The 18,061-nt window shown below is 74.5% G+C and carries 15 protein-coding genes; 5 read left to right on the forward strand and 10 right to left on the reverse strand.

Translation table 11 applies throughout. From position 1 onward, the window contains the following. Window positions 1–218: 218 nt before the first annotated feature. Window positions 219–881, forward strand: a complete 663-nt coding sequence (locus tag AB0O36_RS36230) for a lysophospholipid acyltransferase family protein (RefSeq protein ID WP_365118067.1) — start codon at window positions 219–221, stop codon at window positions 879–881. Window positions 882–1,013: 132 nt separating this feature from the next. On the opposite strand, the gene AB0O36_RS36235 is transcribed toward AB0O36_RS36230, so the two are convergent. Further along, the gene (locus AB0O36_RS36235) at window positions 1,014–3,593 is read right to left on the reverse strand and encodes a serine hydrolase (protein WP_365118070.1); all 2,580 of its coding nucleotides are present in this window, start codon (window positions 3,591–3,593) and stop codon (window positions 1,014–1,016) included. 281 nt (window positions 3,594–3,874) lie between these two features. Here AB0O36_RS36235 and AB0O36_RS36240 point away from each other — a divergent pair, with 281 nt between their 5' ends. Both AB0O36_RS36240 and AB0O36_RS36245 read left to right on the forward strand, forming a co-directional pair. After that, a complete protein-coding gene (locus tag AB0O36_RS36240) occupies window positions 3,875–5,110 on the forward strand; it encodes a cytochrome P450 (protein ID WP_365118071.1) in 1,236 nt (411 codons plus the stop codon). 44 nt (window positions 5,111–5,154) lie between these two features. After that, window positions 5,155–5,355: a ferredoxin gene (locus AB0O36_RS36245; protein WP_365118072.1), complete on the forward strand. Its 201-nt coding sequence runs from the start codon at window positions 5,155–5,157 to the stop codon at window positions 5,353–5,355. Here AB0O36_RS36245 and AB0O36_RS36250 read toward each other — a convergent pair. Beyond that, complete coding sequence (locus AB0O36_RS36250; RefSeq protein ID WP_365118073.1) at window positions 5,330–6,652, reverse strand: methyltransferase domain-containing protein; 1,323 nt, start codon at window positions 6,650–6,652, stop codon at window positions 5,330–5,332. The two genes, AB0O36_RS36245 and AB0O36_RS36250, sit on opposite strands and share 26 nt — an antisense overlap. Before the next feature lie 236 nt (window positions 6,653–6,888). Here AB0O36_RS36250 and AB0O36_RS36255 point away from each other — a divergent pair, with 236 nt between their 5' ends. After that, a complete protein-coding gene (locus AB0O36_RS36255; RefSeq protein ID WP_365118076.1) occupies window positions 6,889–8,181 on the forward strand; it encodes a molybdopterin molybdotransferase MoeA in 1,293 nt (430 codons plus the stop codon). Window positions 8,182–8,193: 12 nt separating this feature from the next. Here AB0O36_RS36255 and AB0O36_RS36260 read toward each other — a convergent pair whose 3' ends face one another. Then, window positions 8,194–8,970, reverse strand: coding sequence for a class I SAM-dependent methyltransferase (locus tag AB0O36_RS36260; protein ID WP_365118079.1), 777 nt, complete (start codon window positions 8,968–8,970; stop codon window positions 8,194–8,196). 87 nt (window positions 8,971–9,057) lie between these two features. Continuing rightward, window positions 9,058–9,729, reverse strand: a complete 672-nt coding sequence (locus tag AB0O36_RS36265; protein WP_365118081.1) for a pyridoxal 5'-phosphate synthase — start codon at window positions 9,727–9,729, stop codon at window positions 9,058–9,060. Between the two features lie 415 nt (window positions 9,730–10,144). Here AB0O36_RS36265 and AB0O36_RS36270 point away from each other — a divergent pair, with 415 nt between their 5' ends. Further along, complete coding sequence (locus tag AB0O36_RS36270; protein WP_365118083.1) at window positions 10,145–11,344, forward strand: S8 family serine peptidase; 1,200 nt, start codon at window positions 10,145–10,147, stop codon at window positions 11,342–11,344. Between the two features lie 124 nt (window positions 11,345–11,468). On the opposite strand, the gene hypE is transcribed toward AB0O36_RS36270, so the two are convergent. From hypE to AB0O36_RS36300, 6 genes are read right to left on the reverse strand one after another with little or no spacing between them, the layout of a single operon-like run. Further along, complete coding sequence (hypE, locus tag AB0O36_RS36275; RefSeq protein ID WP_365118087.1) at window positions 11,469–12,551, reverse strand: hydrogenase expression/formation protein HypE; 1,083 nt, start codon at window positions 12,549–12,551, stop codon at window positions 11,469–11,471. Then, window positions 12,544–13,686, reverse strand: a complete 1,143-nt coding sequence (gene hypD / locus AB0O36_RS36280) for a hydrogenase formation protein HypD (protein ID WP_365118090.1) — start codon at window positions 13,684–13,686, stop codon at window positions 12,544–12,546. Before hypD ends, hypE begins: the two co-directional genes overlap by 8 nt. After that, a complete protein-coding gene (locus tag AB0O36_RS36285; protein ID WP_365118093.1) occupies window positions 13,683–14,036 on the reverse strand; it encodes a HypC/HybG/HupF family hydrogenase formation chaperone in 354 nt (117 codons plus the stop codon). The genes hypD and AB0O36_RS36285 overlap by 4 nt, the downstream gene beginning before the upstream one ends. Next, on the reverse strand, window positions 14,009–16,516 hold the full coding sequence (gene hypF, locus AB0O36_RS36290) for a carbamoyltransferase HypF (RefSeq protein WP_365118094.1): 2,508 nt from the start codon (window positions 16,514–16,516) through the stop codon (window positions 14,009–14,011). Before hypF ends, AB0O36_RS36285 begins: the two co-directional genes overlap by 28 nt. Before the next feature lie 21 nt (window positions 16,517–16,537). Continuing rightward, window positions 16,538–17,530 carry a hydrogenase nickel incorporation protein HypB gene (gene hypB / locus AB0O36_RS36295; protein WP_365118097.1) on the reverse strand — a complete coding sequence of 331 codons (993 nt, stop codon included), beginning with the start codon at window positions 17,528–17,530 and terminating at the stop codon, window positions 16,538–16,540. 3 nt (window positions 17,531–17,533) lie between these two features. After that, complete coding sequence (locus AB0O36_RS36300; RefSeq protein ID WP_365118098.1) at window positions 17,534–17,944, reverse strand: hydrogenase maturation nickel metallochaperone HypA; 411 nt, start codon at window positions 17,942–17,944, stop codon at window positions 17,534–17,536. Window positions 17,945–18,061: the final 117 nt, after the last annotated feature.

Consider the following 18,061-nt stretch of genomic DNA (forward strand, 5'->3'; position numbering starts at 1 on the left):
GGGCTGAGCAGCCGCCCGCCCCCCCCCGCCCATTTAGTACGCGTACTCATGCGGCGCGGGGGTGCGTACACCACCGGGGGAGAGGGAGCCGGCGGACCGGGCCGGCGGGAGCTGAGTACGCACGCCGATGTCCGGCGGTGCCGGGCCGACGAGCATGGAGGACCAGGGCCGGACAGGCCCCAGGGGCCCCACCCCTCGGACCACCGGAGAGGACCTCCATGCTCGGACGCATCGCCGCGGCAGCCGTTCCCGTGCTCGGCCGCCTGGGCGTCTCCCGTGACGCGGCGTTCCGGCACGAGCCCGGCACCGTGTTCGTCGCCAACCACACCTCCCTCGCAGACCCCGGTCCGGTGCTGGCGGCCCTGCACCGCGAGGGGATCCCGGTCACGGTCCTCGCCACCGCCGGCCTGTGGCGCATCCCGGTCCTGCGCGGCCTGCTGGAACGCGGGGGCCACATCCCGGTCCACCGGGGGTCCGCCCGCGCCGCGGAGGCCCTGGACGCCGCGGCCCGGGTCCTCGCCGCGGGCGGGGACGTCCTCGTCTACGGCGAGGGCCGGCTCCCGGTGCGCCGGGACGCGGCCGAAGCCCCGCCGGAGGGGTTCCGTACCGGCCCGGCACGTCTCGCGGCGCTCACCGGAGCGCGGGTGGTGCCCGTCGGGCAGGCGGGGGCCCGGCGCATCTCCTCCGGGAGCGGAGCCAAGCAGCTGGCGGGGTTCCTGACCGCACCGGTCCGGCAGCCCCGCCTCCACGTCCACCTCGGTGCCCCGCTCGACCTGCCCGCGGGCATCGGCGCGGCGACCGATGCGGCGCACCGCGGCGTGACCGCCGCCTGGCGGACCGCGGCCCGGCGGCTGGGCGAACCGGCCGCTTTCGCCGGCTGACCCGCGCGGCTTCCCGGACCGCTTCCCGGACCGCTTGCCGGGCTCCCGGGTTGCTTCCCGGGCTGCTTCCGGGGCCGCCGCCCGGCTGCCGTCGGCGGCCGGGCGCACGGGGGATGCCCGGCCGCGCGAGCGTCAGCGGAGGCGCAACAGGCGCGTACCGATCGAAGGTTCCGTCAGGTTCCGCTGGAGCGCCACGGGGAGGCTCTTCGCCTTGGGTCCGGACCCCACCGTCAGCGTGCCGACCTCGGTGCCCGCCGCCGCCTCCCGCGGCAGCCCGCCGGACCCGGCCTTCAGCTCCAGCCGGATCTGCTGACCGGGAAGCCCGACGAGCTCGCAGTCCCGGACGGCCACGACCGGCGTCCGCCCGCCCAGCCCGTCGTTCACGTAAGCCACTACCTGACCCTTGCGAACCGCCGGGGACTTCACCAGCCCTGCGCGGACCTCCTCGATGATCTTCTTGCTGTTGGTCTTGACCAGGGCGAGGCTGTCGAGGGCGTCGATGTCCGGCGGCGGGGCGTGCTGGTCCATGAGCGCGCCGATGACGAGTGACGCCGGTTCGGTGTCCTTCCCGACGGTCTTGTACGCGGCCCACAGCAGGGTGCCGCCCGCCGGCGAGCTCGAACCCGTCTTGATGCCGCGGACGCTCAGGTTGCTCTGCAGCAGGTCGTTGTTGTTGAGGAGCCGCTTGGGCAGCCCGGGAATCTTCTCGTCCGGCAGGGCCACGATGGCGCGGAACGCCTCGTCCTGCATGGCCGCCTCGCCCAGCTTCAGCAGGTCGGCTGAGGTGCTCACGGTCTTGGCGTCCAGGCCGCTGGGGTCGGTGTACACGGTGTCCGCCATGCCCAGCTCTTTGGCGGCCGCGTTCATCTTCGCCACGAAGGCGGCCTCGGAGCCGGTTCCGGTGTCCCAGCGGGCGAGCAGCCGGGCGATGTTGTTGCCCGACGGGATCATGAGCATCTTGAGCATGTCCTGCTGGCTGTAGCTCGATCCGGCCTTGAGGCCGGGAATCCGGGACTCGCTCCTGGAGGTGCCGTCGGCCACCGTCTTGTCGTCGACCTCGATGAGCGGGCCGGGCTCGTTCGCCTTGAGCGGGTGGTTCTTGAGGATGACGTAGGCGGTCATCACCTTCGCCACGCTGGCGGTGGGGACGGGCTTCTGCTCGCCGAAGAAGGCCGCGTCGCCGGACCCGACGATCCGTACGGCACCCTGGCCCTTCTCCGGCCAGGGGACGTCGACGCTCCCGGCCACGGTGTGCGGGGTGACGCCGGCGGACATCGTGACGGCGGGCAGGGGGCGGAGCAGCTGGGCGCCCGCGGCCAGGCCGACGAGCAGGAGCAGCGGCGGGGTCCAGATCTTGAACCGCCGCGCGGCGGTGCGCCGCAGGGTGGGCGGCGGGGGAGGGGTGTTGGTCAGCTGCGCCAGCAGGTCGAGCGGCACGGGCTGCTCGGCCGTGACCTGGTCGACGGGCCGGGTCGGCGCGGGGCGCTGCGAAGGCCCCGGCTGCGGTTCGGGGCGCGGCCCCGGCTGCGGCTGCGGCTGCGGGGCCGCCCCGTGCTGCGGCTTCGGCGCGCGGGGCATTGGCTCGTGCGGCGTCGGCTCGTGCGGCTTCGGCTCGTGCCGTGGTGCGGGCTCGTGCGGCGGCCTCGCCTCCGCGTCCCGGCCCGGGGCGCGCTCCGGCTTCGCCGCCTGCTGCGGGGTGCGGGCCGGCGACTGCTCGTCGGCGGGCCGGGGCGCGGTCGTGGTCTTGGGCTCGGCCTTCGGCGCGGGCTTGGGCTCGGCCGCGGCCTCCGGTGCGGGCTTGGGCTCGGCCTTCGGTCCGGTCGTGGGCGCGGGCTTCGTTTCGGTCTTGGGCTCGGACGCGGGCCTGGGCTCGGCCTTCGGCTCGGTCATGGCCTCGGACTCGGGCTCGGCCTGAAGCGCGGGGCCGGCCTGAAGCGCGGGGCCGGCCTCGGGCTTGGGCCGAAGCCTGGGCTCGGGCTTGACCTGAAGTGCGGGGTCGACCTCCGGCTTGGGCTGAAGCGCGGGCTCGGGCTCGGACTTCGGTTCGGTCTTGAGTCCGGGCTCCGTCCCGGGCTCGGGGTCGGAATCCGGCTTGGGCTTGGGCTCGGGCTGCCGGTCGGGGGTCTCCTCCGCCGTCGGCGTCGAGTCGGGTTCCTGCCCGTCCGCCTTCACCCCGGGCGACTCGACGTCGGACTCGGGGTCCCGCTCGCGCTCGGACCGGGCCATCTGCGCCGGCACTTCTGCACGCGTGGGCTCGGGCGCGGACGCCCGTGTCTTCTCGGGCCGCGACCGCGGCTCCGCCTCCGCCTCCGAATCGGGCTCGGTGGTGGGTGCGACCGCGCGCGACTCGTTGCCCGTGCCGTCTCCGCTCCGGGCTGCCGCCGTGCCCTCGGCAATCGCGTCGTCCGCCGACCCCATCCCGTTCTCCGGGCCGTCCTGGGCCGCAGTCCCCTCCCCGTCCGGCGAGCAGCCCTCGGCCGCCTCTTCGGCCTCGGCCCGCTCCTCGTCCGCAGCCCGTACCTCGCCCTCCGGCGGTGCCGCGGCCTCCGCGGTGCCGTCCCCGCGTGCGCTCGCGCCGGCTTCCGGTGCGGCTTCGGCCCCGGCTGCTGCCCGTCCCCCGCCCGGGATCGCCATGATCTCCGTCGGCTGGTCCGCCTCCCGCCGGGCGTCCGCCTCGGCGCCGTCGGTCCGCTTCCCCGATGTCGTCGTCATCTGCCGTGCCGCTCTGCTCGTTCCGTGTCGGTCTCTTGGACCGCGCCCGTGCGGGGCGCCCCCGACCCTGCAGATCGTTTCTGACGCGTCAGGGTTTCATTCGACCGAGTTCTGTAACCGTTCGGTCATTTTCGGGGCTCCGGCTGTCTCGTAACCGGCAGTCAGCGGCCGGCCGGCCCTCCCTCGAATGGGGTGATTGACCGGATTTCAGGTGTGCAGATAGATGCCCAGGGCATCTGACGCAAGGCGGACCCGAATCCCAGCGCAACGAGGTGCCCCCCATGACCGAAGCCAAAGCGAAAGCCGAAGCCGAAGCCGGAGCCGAGGCCGGAGCGAAAGCCGCCGCGTTCCCGCAGGACCGCAGCTGCCCGTACCACCCGCCCGTCGGATACCGGCAGTTCCGGGACGCGCGCCCGATCACCCGGACCACCCTCTTCGACGGCCGCCCCGTCTGGCTGGTGACCGGACACCCGGAGGCCCGGGCCCTCCTCGCCGACGGACGGCTGTCCACGGACGTGGAGAACGAGGCGTTCCCCGTCCCGACCCCCCTGTTCCGCGATGTGTCCCGGCGCCGTACGCCGCTGCTCGGCGTGGACGACCCCGAGCACAACGCCCAGCGCCGCATGCTGATCCCCGCCTTCTCGCTCAAGCGGGCCGGCGCGATGCGCCCGCGGATCCAGGCGACCGTCGACCGGCTGATCGACGGCATGGTCGCCCGCGGCGACCGCGCCGAACTGGTCGGCGCCTTCGCACTCCCGGTGCCGTCGAGCGTCATCTGCGAGCTCCTCGGCGTCCCCTACGACGACCACGACCTCTTCGAGGAACAGTCCCGGCGCATGCTGCGCGGCCCGCGCGCCGCCGACGTCGAGGACGCGCGCGAGGGCCTCCTCTCCTACCTCCGCGACCTCATCGACGCCAAGCGTGCGCGGCCCGGTGACGGCCTGCTCGACGAACTGGTCGGGGAACACCTCGCCGCAGGACGGCTGAGCGTCGAGGAGATCGCGCGGTTCGGCCTCATCCTGCTCGTCGCGGGCCACGAGACCACCTCGAACATGATCTCCCTCGGAGTCTTCACGCTGCTCCGGCATCCCGAACAGCTCGCCCAGCTGCGTGCCGACCCGGCGCTGCTGCCCGCCGCCGTGGAGGAGCTGATGCGCTTCCTGTCGATCGCCGACGGCATGCTCAGGGTCGCCGTGGACGACATCGACGTGGCCGGCACCGTCATCCGCAAGGACGACGGCGTCATCTTCCCCACCTCCCTCATCAACCGCGACGACACCGTCTACGCCCACCCCGACACCCTCGACTGGCACCGCCCGGCCCGCCACCACGTGGCCTTCGGATTCGGCATCCACCAGTGCCTGGGGCAGAACCTGGCCCGTGCCGAACTGGAGATCGCCCTCGGCACCCTGTTCCGCCGCCTGCCCGGCCTGCGCCTCGCAGCGCCCGCCGAGCGGATCCCGTTCAAGCCGGGAGACACCATCCAGGGCATGCTCGAACTGCCGGTGGCGTGGTGACCCCGGCAGGGCGGGCGGGGCCGGCGGGGCCCACCGCCGGGCGCGTGCACATCGGGATCGACACCGGCCGCTGCATCGGCTCCGGCCAGTGCGCCCGGACCGCCCCCGAGGTGTTCACCCAGGACGACGACGGCCTGAGCACCCTGCTCCCCGGAGCGGCGACCGCGGCGGACGCCGCCCCGGTCCGCGAGGCGGCCCGCGCCTGCCCGGTCGCCGCCATCACCCTCCGGACGGTCCGCAACTGACCCGCCCGGTGCGGACCGCGCGGGCGAGGAAGTGGCCGGAGGCGTCCTCGTACTCGCCCAGGTCCCAGCCGGTGGATTCGAGGGCGGGGCGGAGGTTGTGCCCGGCCAGGAGGTCGTCGGGATCCGGGGCGCGACCGTGCCGGGCGGCGCGCTCGGCACGGCCGGAGGGGTGGAAGAGCAGCAGGACCCCGCCCGGGGCGGAGACGCGGGCCCATTCGCGGAGCGCGGTGTCCGGGTCCGGGAGGTGGTCGAGGAGGCCCGCCGAGAAGATGCCGTGCACGGAAGCGGCGGGCAGCGGGAGCCGGGTGCAGTCGGCGGCCAGCAGGTGGCCGTGGCGGGTCCGGCCGTGCCGGGCGGCGGCCGTGAGCATGGCCGGGGTGACGTCGATGCCCAGGACCCTGCCCCGGGGGCCGACCTGGGACCGGAGCGCGGGCATGGCCCGGCCGGTGCCGCAGCCGAGGTCCAGCGCGAGTCCGCCGGGGGTCGTCCGCATGCGCGCGACGGCTGCCTCGTAGGCCGGGGTCTGGTAGGCGAACCGCTGCTCCCAGGCGTCGGCCCGGCGGGTGAAGAAGGCGCGCGTGGTCGTGTGCTCGGCGCGGGCGTTCACCAGCGCCGCGAACCGGCCCAGGATCTCCTCGCCCCAGGGGCCGAGAGCGGCCCCGGCCGGGGGAGCGCCGTGCGGGCCACCGCCCGCCGCCCGGTCGTCCTGCGGCACGCACCGCACGCCCCAGGCGCTGCCGCCGATACGGAACGCCTGCTCCGGGTAGCCCTCGCAGGAGGCCAGCACGACGGCGTCGGCGGGCAGCCGCAGGGGGTCGGCAGCCGGGCGCAGCCCTGCGGAGGGCAGGGGGGCACCGCCGAAGATCGGGTCGGTGCAGGCGGCGGGGGTGAACTCCACCCTCCGCCCGGAGGGCCGGGTGGGGTACGTGCGGCGGGCCGGGCCGGGGCCGTCCGCCAGCAGACGGGTACCGGAGCCCAGGGCGAGCACGGGCACCTGCGCGGCGAGGGCCTCGCGTACGAGATCTTCGCGTACGAGATCTTCGCGTACGAGACCTTCGGGCATGAGGCCCTCCCGCACGAGGGTCGGGTCGAGGACGCCCGCGGGAACGGTGCCCGCCGGCGGGGCGGGCCGGGGTCCGCCGAGGATGACCAGGCCCTCCACCCCACCGAGGTCGGCGGATGGCTCCCCGCCCTCCCCCAGCCGGACCGTCCGCGTGGCCAGACCTGCCGAGGCGAGCACCGTGTGGACGGTGGGCGGGGCCTCCGCAGAAGCATGCTGTACGACGACGACCGCCATCCCTCACTCCTCACATTCGAGCCTCATTGGCCATTTAAGATGGCATCCAAGCAAGCATGCGCCCATGAGGGATGCATATGCCAGACCGTCTCCGTCCGTGGGACGGCGCGTCGGCCCGGCTTCGCAGCGCGCCTCCGGTCCGCTCACACCTTCCGTACGCGGGCGGTGAGCGAGCCGGAGCGCAACGGCAACCCGCCCGGCGGCGCCCGGAAACGCCGCGGGCACAGAGTCGTCCCATGTCTTCCGCGACCCTCACGGCTTCCGCCCCGACCACGCCCGCGCCGCCCTCCCCGGCCGTCCCGTGGGCCCGCGCGCGGCAGCTGGCCCATGCCGCGGCCCGGCCGGTGGCCGCCCGCACGGTCCCGCTCGGCGCCGCCGCCGGGCTCACCCTCGCCGAGGACCTGCGCGCCCTGCACCCGCTGCCGTCGTTCGACACGGCGGCCATGGACGGGTACGCCGTCGCCGCCGGGCCGGGGCCCTGGCGGATCCGCGGCGCCGTCCGAGCGGGCGCGGCCTGGGACGGCGTCCTCGGTGCGGGGGAGTGCGTGGAGATCTCCACCGGGGCGCCGGTCCCGGCTGGGGCATGGGCCGTACTGCCACTGGAGACGGTGGAGCGGGCGGAGCCGGCGCCCCGGACAGGGAGCCACCGCAGTGCCGGTGCCGGCGCCGGTGGTTTCGGCAGTGGCAGTGCCGGTGGCGGCCTGGTGTCGGGTCCCGTGCTGCCGCCGGGCCGGCACGTCCGGCGGGCCGGCGAGGACGCCCCGGCCGGCAGCCGTCTTGCGCCGGCGGGCACCCGTACCGGTCCGGCCCTGCTCGGACTCGCCGCCTCCTGCGGCCACGACACCCTCCCGGTGCGCCCCCGCCCCCGGATCGGCGTACTGGTCACGGGCGACGAGCTGGACCACGCCGGCCTGCCGGGCCCCGGTCGGGTGCGCGACGCCCTCGGACCGCTCCTGCCGCCGCTGGCCGCGGCCCTCGGCGGGGAGTGCGGCCCGCTGCGGCACGTTGCCGACCGGCCGGCGGGTCGGCTGGCCGGGGCCGTGCACGCGCTGCGGGAGGCCGAGGTCGTCGTGGTCACCGGCTCCACGTCCGTCGGCGTCACCGACCAGTTGCGCCGGCTGCTGCACGACGCCGGGGCCCGGATGGCCGTCGACACGGTCGCCTGCCGCCCCGGGCACCCCATGCTGCTCGCCGAACTCCCCTCGGGCCGCTGGGTGGTGGGGCTGCCGGGGAACCCGTACGCCGCCCTGGTCGCGGCCCACACGCTGCTCGGCCCGCTGATCGCCGGGCTGTCGGGCCGCCCCCTGGACCCGCTGCCGCAGGTCCCCGTGCGCGGACGGGTACGGGCCGCTGCCGGCAGGACTCGGCTGGTGCCCGTCGTGTGGGAGGGCGCCGGTGCCAGGGCCGTCGAGGGGCACGGCGCGGCCTTCCTCCAGGGGGCCGCGGTGGGGGACGCGTTCGCGGCGCTCCCTCCCGGCTGGACCGACGGCGACCCGGCCCCCTTGGTGCTCCTGCCGGGCCGCCCGTGACCCGTGCCGTGCCTACGGGGTCGCGCGTACGAGCACGAGCGAGCCCTCGTACGCCGGCCTGCGGCGCAGATGACCGAACTCCGCGTCCCACGCGCCGGTCCGCAGGTCGTGGCGCAGGTTCTCGGCGAAGCGCCCGCGCACGGAGTCGTCGACGAAGCTCCACGCCGAACAGGCCTGCCGGGCCTCGGGTTCGAGCAGCCTCTCGGGGCGGCCGTAGTAGGCCTCGTTGAACCCGTCGGTGCAGTCCAGGGGGATCGGCACGCTCCGTACGGAGCCGCTCCCGCCGAGCGCGGCCGCCAGCTCCTCGACGCTCGGGTAGCGGCGCGCCTCGGTGTCGAGGACCTCGGGCGCGTAGCGGTACAGCCAGAAGTCCCGCACCAGAGCCGGATCACAGGTCAGGATGACCACCGGCCCGCGGGTCACCCGGCGCATCTCGCGCAGTCCCGTCCGTACGTCGCTCCACTGGTGGACGCTGAACAGGGTCATCGCCGCGTCGAAGGCGCCGTCCTCGAAGGGCAGGTCTTCGGCGACGGCGTCGATCGCCCGGGCCAGCCGGTCCGGGCGCTGGTCGCGCATCGCCTGCGAGGGCTCGACGGCCGTGACCGTGCGCGCCGCGTTCTCGTACGATCCCGTGCCGGCGCCGACGTTGAGCACGGTCTGCGCGGCGCCCAGGGCCTTGGAGATCACGCGGGCGATCCGCGCGTCCGGCCGGCGGTAGGAGGAGTACCCGGCGCCGATCGCGCCGTAGTCGACGTCACCGGCGCTGCCGTCCTGCGTGCGTGTGGCCATGGGTGTTGCCTCGTCTCGTGTGCAGGAAGAAGGGGGAGCGGGTGAAGGGGAGGGTGAGGGGGAACGGGTGAGGGGGAGTGGTGGGGGCTAGGACCAGAGCCGGAAGCGGTCCCAGCCGGTGCCGTTCCGTTCGTAGCGCAGCCGGGTGTGGACGCGGTCCTCCGCCGCCTGCCAGAACTCCACCACCGCGGGTTCGAGGGTGTAGAGCGTCCAGGCGGAGTCGACGAGGGAGGGCTGCCGCTCGATCAGCGCCAGGGACTTCTCCAGGGCCTGGTCGCGTTCGGCGGTGTCGGCCAGGTACTGGCTCTGACGGGCCAGCAGGGCCTCGGCGCGGGCGGTGGCCGCCCGGCTCAGGAAGTCGGCGGCGCTGTCCTCGGCGGATCCGGGCGTCACGGGCCCGCGCAGCCGGACCTGCCGGCCGTGCTCGGGCCAGTAGAAGGTGAGCGCGGCCCGCGGGTGGACGGCCAGCTGGTGCCCCTTGGGGCTGAAGCCGTGTCCGGCGAACTGCCAGCCGGAGTCGTCCACCCCCTTGAGGATGAGCACCCGGGCGTCCGGGTCGCCGGCCTCGTCGACCGTGGACAGGATCATCGCGTGCGGGTCGCGCAGACCGTCCGCGACGGCGTCGGAGAGCCAGGACAGGAAGAGGCGCACCGGGTCGGCCGGCGCCTGCTCGGGGCGGAACTCGGGAAGCGGCCCCGCGAACACCTCGATGTTCCGCAGCCACCTGCGGACGGTACTGCCGTGCGCTCCGTCGTCCACCTGTCCCCTCCTCCGCCGGACACCATCACACCCATCCTGCATCTGCTGCGGATTTTCGACAACGGTGCCGCAAATGCTTGTCCCATACGCCAAAGAGCATCTCTAATGCGCGATCCGATTTGGAGCTGTCGACAAGGTCGTCGAACGGCTCTGCAGCGGGGGCGGCGGCGAGGCGGAGCGTCCCGGGATTTCGTCCGCTATCCGGAGCGTCCTGCCCTCCAGGCGAACGTGGGGGACGGGTGGGGGAGTTCGGGAGGTGCCGTGTGCAAGGTGAAGGCGGTGCGGGGGCCTCCGCAAGAAACCTTGTCGAACTCGCCCTGGACCACGGTTCGTTCTTGATTTGCTCCTGTCAATCGGAACAGGGTTGCTTCGAACGTTTGACGCCCCACACGTCAACCGGAGGAGAACTCCCTTCATGGCAACTCACAAGCGTCCCAACCGACTTCGCTATGCATCGATCGCGACGGGAGCGGCAGCGGCAGTGGTCGCGGCCCTGTTCGCAGTGCCACTCGCCGGGGCTGCGACCCCCGCCGAAGGCGCCGTCCACGGACTCGGTGCACCGGGCGCGGTCGACGGCAGCTTCGTCGTCATACTCGACGCATCCGCGAACAAGGAGGACCTGGCGAAGAAGTACGGAGGCACCCTGGAGCGCTCGTACGGGTCCTCCGTCAACGGCTTCTCCGCCTCCGGACTCACCGAGAAGGAGGCCAGGCGGCTCGCCGCCGACCCCGCGGTCGGCACGGTCGTACAGAACAAGCGCTTCACCATCAACGAGACCCAGGAGAACCCCCCGTCCTGGGGGCTGGACCGGATCGACCAGACCGAGACGGCAGGCGACCGGAAGTACACCTACCCCGACGGCGGCGGCGAAGGAGTGACCGCCTACGTCATCGACACCGGCGTCAGGATCTCGCACCAGGACTTCGGCGGCCGGGCCGCCCACGGCTTCGACGCCGTGGACAACGACGACAGCGCCGACGACGGCAACGGGCACGGCACCCACGTGGCGGGCACCATCGCCGGTACGGCGCACGGGGTCGCCAAGAAGGCCAGGGTCGTGGCCGTGCGGGTGCTGGACGACAACGGGTCCGGCACCACCGAGCAGGTCGTGGCGGGCATCGACTGGGTGACGCAGCACCACTCCGGCCCGTCCGTGGCGAACATGAGCCTCGGCGGCGGCGTGGACGAGGCCCTGGACGCGGCGGTCAAGCGGGCCATCGCCTCGGGCGTCACCTTCGCGGTGGCCGCCGGCAACGAGTCCCGGGACGCCGGACAGGGCTCTCCCGCCCGGGTCCCGGAGGCCGTCACGGTGGCCTCCAGCACCGAGGGCGACGAGCAGTCGGACTTCTCCAACTTCGGTTCGGTGGTGGACCTGTACGCGCCGGGCTCGGAGATCACCTCGGCCTGGAACGACAGCGACACCGGCACCAAGACCATCTCGGGCACGTCGATGGCCACTCCGCACGTCGCGGGCGCCGCGGCCGTCTACCTCGGCGGCCACCCCTCGGCGACGCCCGCCGAGACGGCCGCCGCGCTGACCGGGGCGGCGACCGACGGGGCGGTCAAGAACCCGTCCCCGGGCACCGCCAACAAGCTGCTGAAGGTGGCACCGTAACCGTCCGACCGCCACGGGCGGCCACGACGGCAGGGCCCCTCGCCCGTCCCTCCCGGGGACGCGGCGGGGGGCCCGCCCGCATGAACCGGCCGCACCGGGCCGGCGCGGCTCGGCGGATCGCGGCTCAGCAGATGCGGGGCAGCTGCTCCCCGACCGGGAGGTCGACGACCCGGGTGCCGCCCAGGGCCGTGCGGGCGACCACCAGGCCCGGGTGGTCCGCAACCGCCTCGCCGATCACCGCCGCGCCGGCGCCCAGCGGATGGGCGCGCATCGCGTCGAGGACCGCGTCGGCGTGCTCGCGGGGCACGAACGCGACGAGCTTGCCCTCGTTCGCCACGTACATCGGGTCCAGGCCGAGGATCGCGCAGGCGTTGGCGACGGCCGCGGGGACCGGGACCGCCTTCTCCCTGATCACCACGCCGGTTCCCGACGCGTCCGCGATCTCGTTGAGGGCGGCGGCCAGTCCGCCCCGGGTCGGGTCGCGCAGCACGTGCAGGTCGGGGGTGACGGCGAGCATCGAGGCCACGAGCCCGCCCAGGGCGGCGCAGTCGCTCGCCACGTCCACCCCGAACTCCAGCCCCTCCCGGACGCTCATGATCGCGACCCCGTGCAGGCCGATGTCACCGCTGACGATCACCACATCACCGGGGACCACCCGCTGCGGGCGCAGGTCCACGCCCGCCGGGATCAGTCCGATGCCCGAGGTGTTGACGTAGATCCCGTCCCCGTGACCCGACTCCACCACCTTGGTGTCGCCGGTCACCACCTCCACTCCGGCGGCCCGCGCGGCGGCTCCCAGCGCCTCCGCCACCCGGGCCACCTCCGCGACCTCCACACCCTCCTCCAGGATGAACCCGCAGGACAGGTAGGCGGCTTGGGCCCCGCACATGGCCAGGTCGTTGACCGTGCCGTTGACGGCCAGGTCGCCGATGCTGCCGCCGGGGAAGAACAGCGGCCGTACGACGTAGGAGTCCGTGGAGAAAGCCAGGCGGGCCCCGCCCAGCGTGAGTTGGGCGCCGTCGCCCAGACCGGCCAGCGCCTCGCCGCCGTAGGCGGGGGCGAAGACGTGCCGGACCAGCTCGGCGGAGAGCGCGCCACCCCCGCCGTGGCCCATCACCACCCGCGGGTGGTCGCGCAGCGGGGCCGGACAGGTCCAGCCCGTCACATCCAGGGGGGTGCTGCCTGCGGTGCTCGTGGTCTCAGGCAACGGGGCTCGTCTCCAGCGTCGTCGGACGGGTGGTGGGGGCCGGGGCGGGTTCCAGCCTCCGGTACAGGTAGTACGCGGCGCACGCGCCCTCGCTGGACACCATCGTGGCGCCGAGCGGGGTGCGCGGGGTGCAGGTGGTGCCGAACGCCTCGCACTCGCGCGGCTTGATCAGCCCCTGGAGCACCTCGCCGCTACGGCATTCCGCGGGTTCCCGGGTGTCGATGCCGGTCACCGAGAACCGGTGCTCGGCGTCGAACTCCCGGTAGGCGGGCGACAGTCGCCAGCCGCTGTCCGGGATCACGCCGATGCCGCGCCAGGCCCGGTCGGTGATCTCGAAGACGTCCGCCAGCACGGCCAGCGCCGCCGGGTTCCCCTCGGGGCGCACGGCGCGCGCGTACGCGTTCTCCACCCGGTGCTCCCCGCGCTCCAGCTGCAGCACCGTCCGGCGTACGCCCTCCAGGATGTCCAGCGGCTCGAAACCGGTGACCACGATCGGCACCCGGTGCCGGTCCGCCAGCTCCGGGTACTCCGCCGTGCCCATCACGCTGCACACGTGCCCGGCCGCGAGGAAGCCCTGCACCCGGCAGCTCGGCGAGCTCATCACGGCCTCGATGGCCGGGGGCACCCGGACGTGGGAGACCAGCATGCTGAAGTTCCGGATGCCCTGCCGCTTGGCCTGATGCACCGTCATGGCATTGGGCGGGGCCGTGGTTTCGAAGCCGATGCCGAAGAACACCACTTCCCGGTCCGGGTTCTGCCGGGCGATGTTCAGCGCGTCGAGCGGTGAATAGACCACCCGTACGTCGCCGCCCTCGCCGCGCACCCGGAACAGGTCCTTGCCGGTGCCCGGTACCCGGAGCATGTCCCCGAAGGAACAGAAGATCACCCCGGGGCGGGAGGCGATCTCCAGCGCCTTGTCGATCACCTCCAGCGGGGTCACGCACACAGGGCAGCCCGGCCCGTGGATCAACTCGATCTCGTCCGGCAGCAGTTGGTCGATGCCGTGCCGGATGATGGTGTGCGTCTGGCCGCCGCAGACCTCCATCAGCGCCCAGGGCCGGGTGACCGTGGCCCGGATCTCGTCGAGCAGGCGCCCGGCGAGTTCCGGGTCCTGGAACTCCTCGATGTACTTCACCGCCGGGTCTCCTCCCGTTCCGCGGGCTCCGCGGTGCCCGCGGTCGCCGTCTCCTCGCCGAAGGGCCATTCGCCATCGCCGGCCTCGGCCGCGGCCTGCTCCCACGGGTCGCCGAACTCCTCCTGGAGCATGCCGAGTTCCGCGAAGAGTTCCAGGGTCTGCAGGGCCGAGGCCTCGTCCAGTCGCTGCAGGGCGAAGCCGACGTGCACGATGGCGTACTCGCCGACCCGGAGGTCCGGCAGGTACTCCAGGCAGACCTCCTTGACCACTCCGCCGAAGTCCACGGTGGCCATGCGGGTGCCGTCCCGCTCACCGATCTCGATCACTCTGCCGGGTACCGCCAGGCACATGGCTCCTCCTCGCTGTGGGTGTTCCGGCTGTGGACACGCGTGCCGCGGGTTCCCGCCCCCGGGGAGGCGGGGGCGGCGCCGGCCGCGCCCTCCCGGGCGGCCGCCACCATGAGCTGACCCAACGCCAGGCCGCCGTCGTTCGGGGGCACCTGCCGGTGGCGCAGCACCGTGAACCCGGCTTCCCGCAGCAGCCGGGCGCACGTGGCCGACAGCAGGGTGTTGGCGAACACCCCGCCGGTCAGTGCGACGGTGTCCAGCCCGTACCGGTCGCGGGCCGCCGCGCTCAGATCGGTGACGAGCCGCGCGACGGCGCTGTGGAACCGGGCGGCGACGACGGCGGGCGGGGTGCCCGCCCGTACGTCCGCCACCACGGCGGCCAGCAGTGGCGCCGGGTCGGCGGTCCAGGGGCCCTCGCCGTCGCGCCGCAGTCCGAACCGGTAGCCGGGCGCCGGATCCGGGTCAGGACCGGGATCCCGACCCGGGTCCCGATCCCGGCCCCGATCCCGATCCGGGTCCCCGGGCGTGCCGACGGCCGCGGACTCCAGCTCGATCGCGGCCTGCGCCTCGTACCCGGCGAGGTGGCAGACCCCGGCCAGGGAGGAGACGGCGTCGAAGAGCCGGCCCATGCTGGAGGTGGGCGCACAGTTCAGATTCCGCTCCAACTGCCTGCGCAGCAGGGTGAGTTCCTCCGGCGGGCAGGCAGCCGTGCAGGGCAGGTCCGGTGACCAGTCGATGCCCGCCGCCCACAGGTGGGCCAGGGCCATCCGGTACGGCCGGCGCACCGCGGTGTCCCCGCCGGGCAGCGGCACGTACGCCAGGTGCGCGAACCGCCGGTGCCCGCGGTAGTCCGCGACCAGCACCTCGCCGCCCCACACCGCTCCGTCCGTCCCGTACCCGGTGCCGTCGAAGGCGACCCCGATCACCGGGCTGCCGCCGTCCAGGCCGTGCTCCGCCATCGCCGAGGCGATGTGCGCGTGGTGGTGCTGCACGCGGACGAGTTCGCGCCCGTCCGCGGCCGCCCGCTGCTCCGCCCACCGGGTCGACCGGTAGCCGGGGTGAAGATCGGCCGCGAGCAGCCGGGGCTCGACACCGGTGAGGGACTCCAACTGCCGTCCGGTGCGGGCCAGGGCGGTCCGCGCGGCGAGCGAGTCCAGGTCGCCGAGGTGCGCGGACAGCCAGGCCCGCCGGTCCCGGCCCAGGCAGAAGACGTTCTTCAGGTCCCCGCCCGTGGCCAGTACGGGCGGAACGGGCAGCGGCAGGGGCAGCGGCAGCGGGGCGTACCCACGGGACCGGCGCACCACCAGTGGTTCCCCGTCGCACACCCGCACCACGGAGTCGTCGCAGGGCACATGGATCGGCCGGTCGTGGGCGAGCCAGCCGTCGGCGATCCCGGCGAGCAGCTCCAGCGCCTCCGCGTCGTCGGTGACGATCGGCTCCCCGGACAGGTTGGCGCTGGTCATGACCAGCAGCCGGGGGCCGGGCGGATCACCGGGCAGGCCCAGCAGCAGGTGGTGCACCGGGGTGTAGGGCAGCATGAAGCCCAGGTCCGGACAGCGCGGGGCGACCTCCGGGGCCGCCTCGGGGCCCCCCGAGCCCGCGGCTCCGCCCGTACGCCGCCGCAGCAGGACCACCGGCCGCGCCGGCCCGGTCAGCAGCCGCCGTTCCTCCGGGCCGGCCACGGCCAGTGCCTCCACGGCCGCCGGGTCCGGGGCCATCAGGGCGAACGGCTTGTCCCCGCGGCCCTTGCGCCGGCGGAGCTCGGCCACCACCCCGGAACGGGTGGCGTCACAGGCCAGGTGGTAGCCGCCGAGTCCCTTCACGGCCAGGATCCCGCCGGCGGCGAGCAGTGCGCGGGCCGCCGTCACCGGGTCCGCGCCGTCCTGCTCGCGGGGCGGGCGGCCGGTCAGGAAGCGCAGCCGGGGCCCGCAGGCCGGACAGGCCACCGGCTGGGCGTGGAACCGCCGGTCGGCCGGATCGGCGTACTCCCGGGCGCAGTCGGGGCACATCGGGAAGCCGGCCATCGTGGTGTGCTCCCGGTCGTACGGCAGCGAGGTGACGATGGTGAACCGCGGCCCGCAGTGGGTGCAGGTGATGAACGGGTGCCGGTACCGCCGGTCGGCCGGGTCGGCGAGCTCGCGCAGGCAGTCGGCGCAGGTGGCGGTGTCGGGCGAGACCAGGGTGCGGGCGGCGCCCTCGCCGCGCGAGGCGACGATGCGGAACCCCAGGGTGCCGGCGGTGGGCAGTTCGGTCTGGTGGACCGCCTCGACCAGGGCCAGCGGCGGGGCCCCGTCGGCGAGTCGGTCGCAGAACTCCCGTACGGCCGCGGCCGGTCCCTCCACCTCCGCGATCACGCCCTCGGGGGTGTTGGTGACGTGCCCGGCCAGGCCCAGGGCGGTGGCCCGGGTGTAGACGTACGGGCGGAAGCCCACGCCCTGGACGACTCCGCGCACGGTGACGCGGCGGCGCTGGAGGATCTCCATGGTGCTGTCGTGTCGCGCCGGTCAGTGCTGCCCGGACGGGACGGCGGGCGTGCCGTGCGCGGGGCCGTGCCCGTGGGGCCCGTCGTGCCGCCGGCCGGGCCCGTGGTCGTGGCCGTGATCGTGACCGTCTTCGTCATGGCCGTGGTCGTGACTGTGTCCGTGTCCGTGTCCGTGTCCGTGCCCGTGGCTGTGACCGTGGTCGTGGCCCGGGCCGTGGTCGGGCCCGTGAGCGTGCGCGTTGTGTCCGTAGTGGTGCCCGTGTTCGTGCCCGTGCCCGAGTTCGTGTCCGTGCTCGTGCCCGTGGGCGGACGCCGTGTCCGCCGGGGACCGGCCGGCCATCACCGGCGTGTGCGCGGCGGCTCCCGCGTGGACGGCCAGCGCCCGGTCGAGCACCAGGCCGAGACCGGTCCCGCGCCGTGCCGAGGTCAGCACCACCTCCACGCCAGGGTTGACCCGCCGGACGTTGTCGCGGAACGCGGTCTCGTCGAATTCGGCGGCGGCCGCCAGATCCTCCTTGGTGACCACCACCAGCTGTGCCAGCCCGAAGGCCGTGGGGTACTTGAGCGGCTTGTCCTCGCCCTCGGTGACCGAGGCGAGCACCACGCGCAGGCTCTCCCCGAGGTCGTAGGAGGCGGGGCAGACCAGATTGCCCACGTTCTCCACGAACAGCAGCGGGGTCCCCTCGGGCAGCCAGCCGTCCAGGTGCCGGCCGAGCATGCCGGCCTCCAGGTGGCACAGCCCGTCGGTGAGCACCTGCTTGACGGGGACCCCGGAGCGGGCCAGCCGGACCGCGTCGTTCTCGGTGGCCAGGTCCGCGGTGAGGGCTGCCGCGCCCACCCCCCGCTCCCGCGCCAGCTCCAGTTCCTTCTGCAGCAGTTCGGTCTTTCCGCTGCCGGGGCTGGAGAGCAGGTTGACGACGGTGGTGCCCGCGGCGGTGAGCCGGGCGCGCAGCGCCTGCGCGGTCTCGTCGTTCCTGGCGAGCACCGCCTGCTTCAGATCGACCTCACGGCACATGGTTCAGCGCTCCTCGGGGATGGGTTCGCGGGTCCGGGCGGCGGCGCACGACGGGTCGCCCCCGCCGTCCTCCCAGGTCACACCGGAGATCTGCAGCTCGCGGCCGGACAGCAGCCCGGTGCCGGACGCGCTGCCGCAACCGGGACAGCACAGGTCCGGCGGCATGCCGACGGCCCACTCCGCCGTACAGGAGGCGCAGCGGGCCCGGGCGGGCACCGCGGTGGTGACCAGGGCGGCGCCCTCCAGCACCGTGTCGGCACAGGCGAGTTCGAAACAGAACGCCAGCGCGTCGGGTACGACGCCCGCCAGCTCGCCCACCTGGAGCCGGACCTCGCCGACCGCGGTCGCTCCGGCGGCCCGGGCCGCCTCTTCCACCTGGTTCACGACCGCCATGGCGATCGACATCTCGTGCACGGTTCCTCGGCCTCCGTCCTGCCGCGGCTCATTACAGCGGCCGGAGCGGGCGGTCGGGGGCGGGCACGCCGTGGGGGGGGGCCGCCCCCCCGGCCCGGGTGGGGGGGGGGGGGGGCC

Source organism: Streptomyces sp. NPDC089799 (genome assembly GCF_040684755.1).
Classification (GTDB): Bacteria; Actinomycetota; Actinomycetes; order Streptomycetales; family Streptomycetaceae; genus Streptomyces.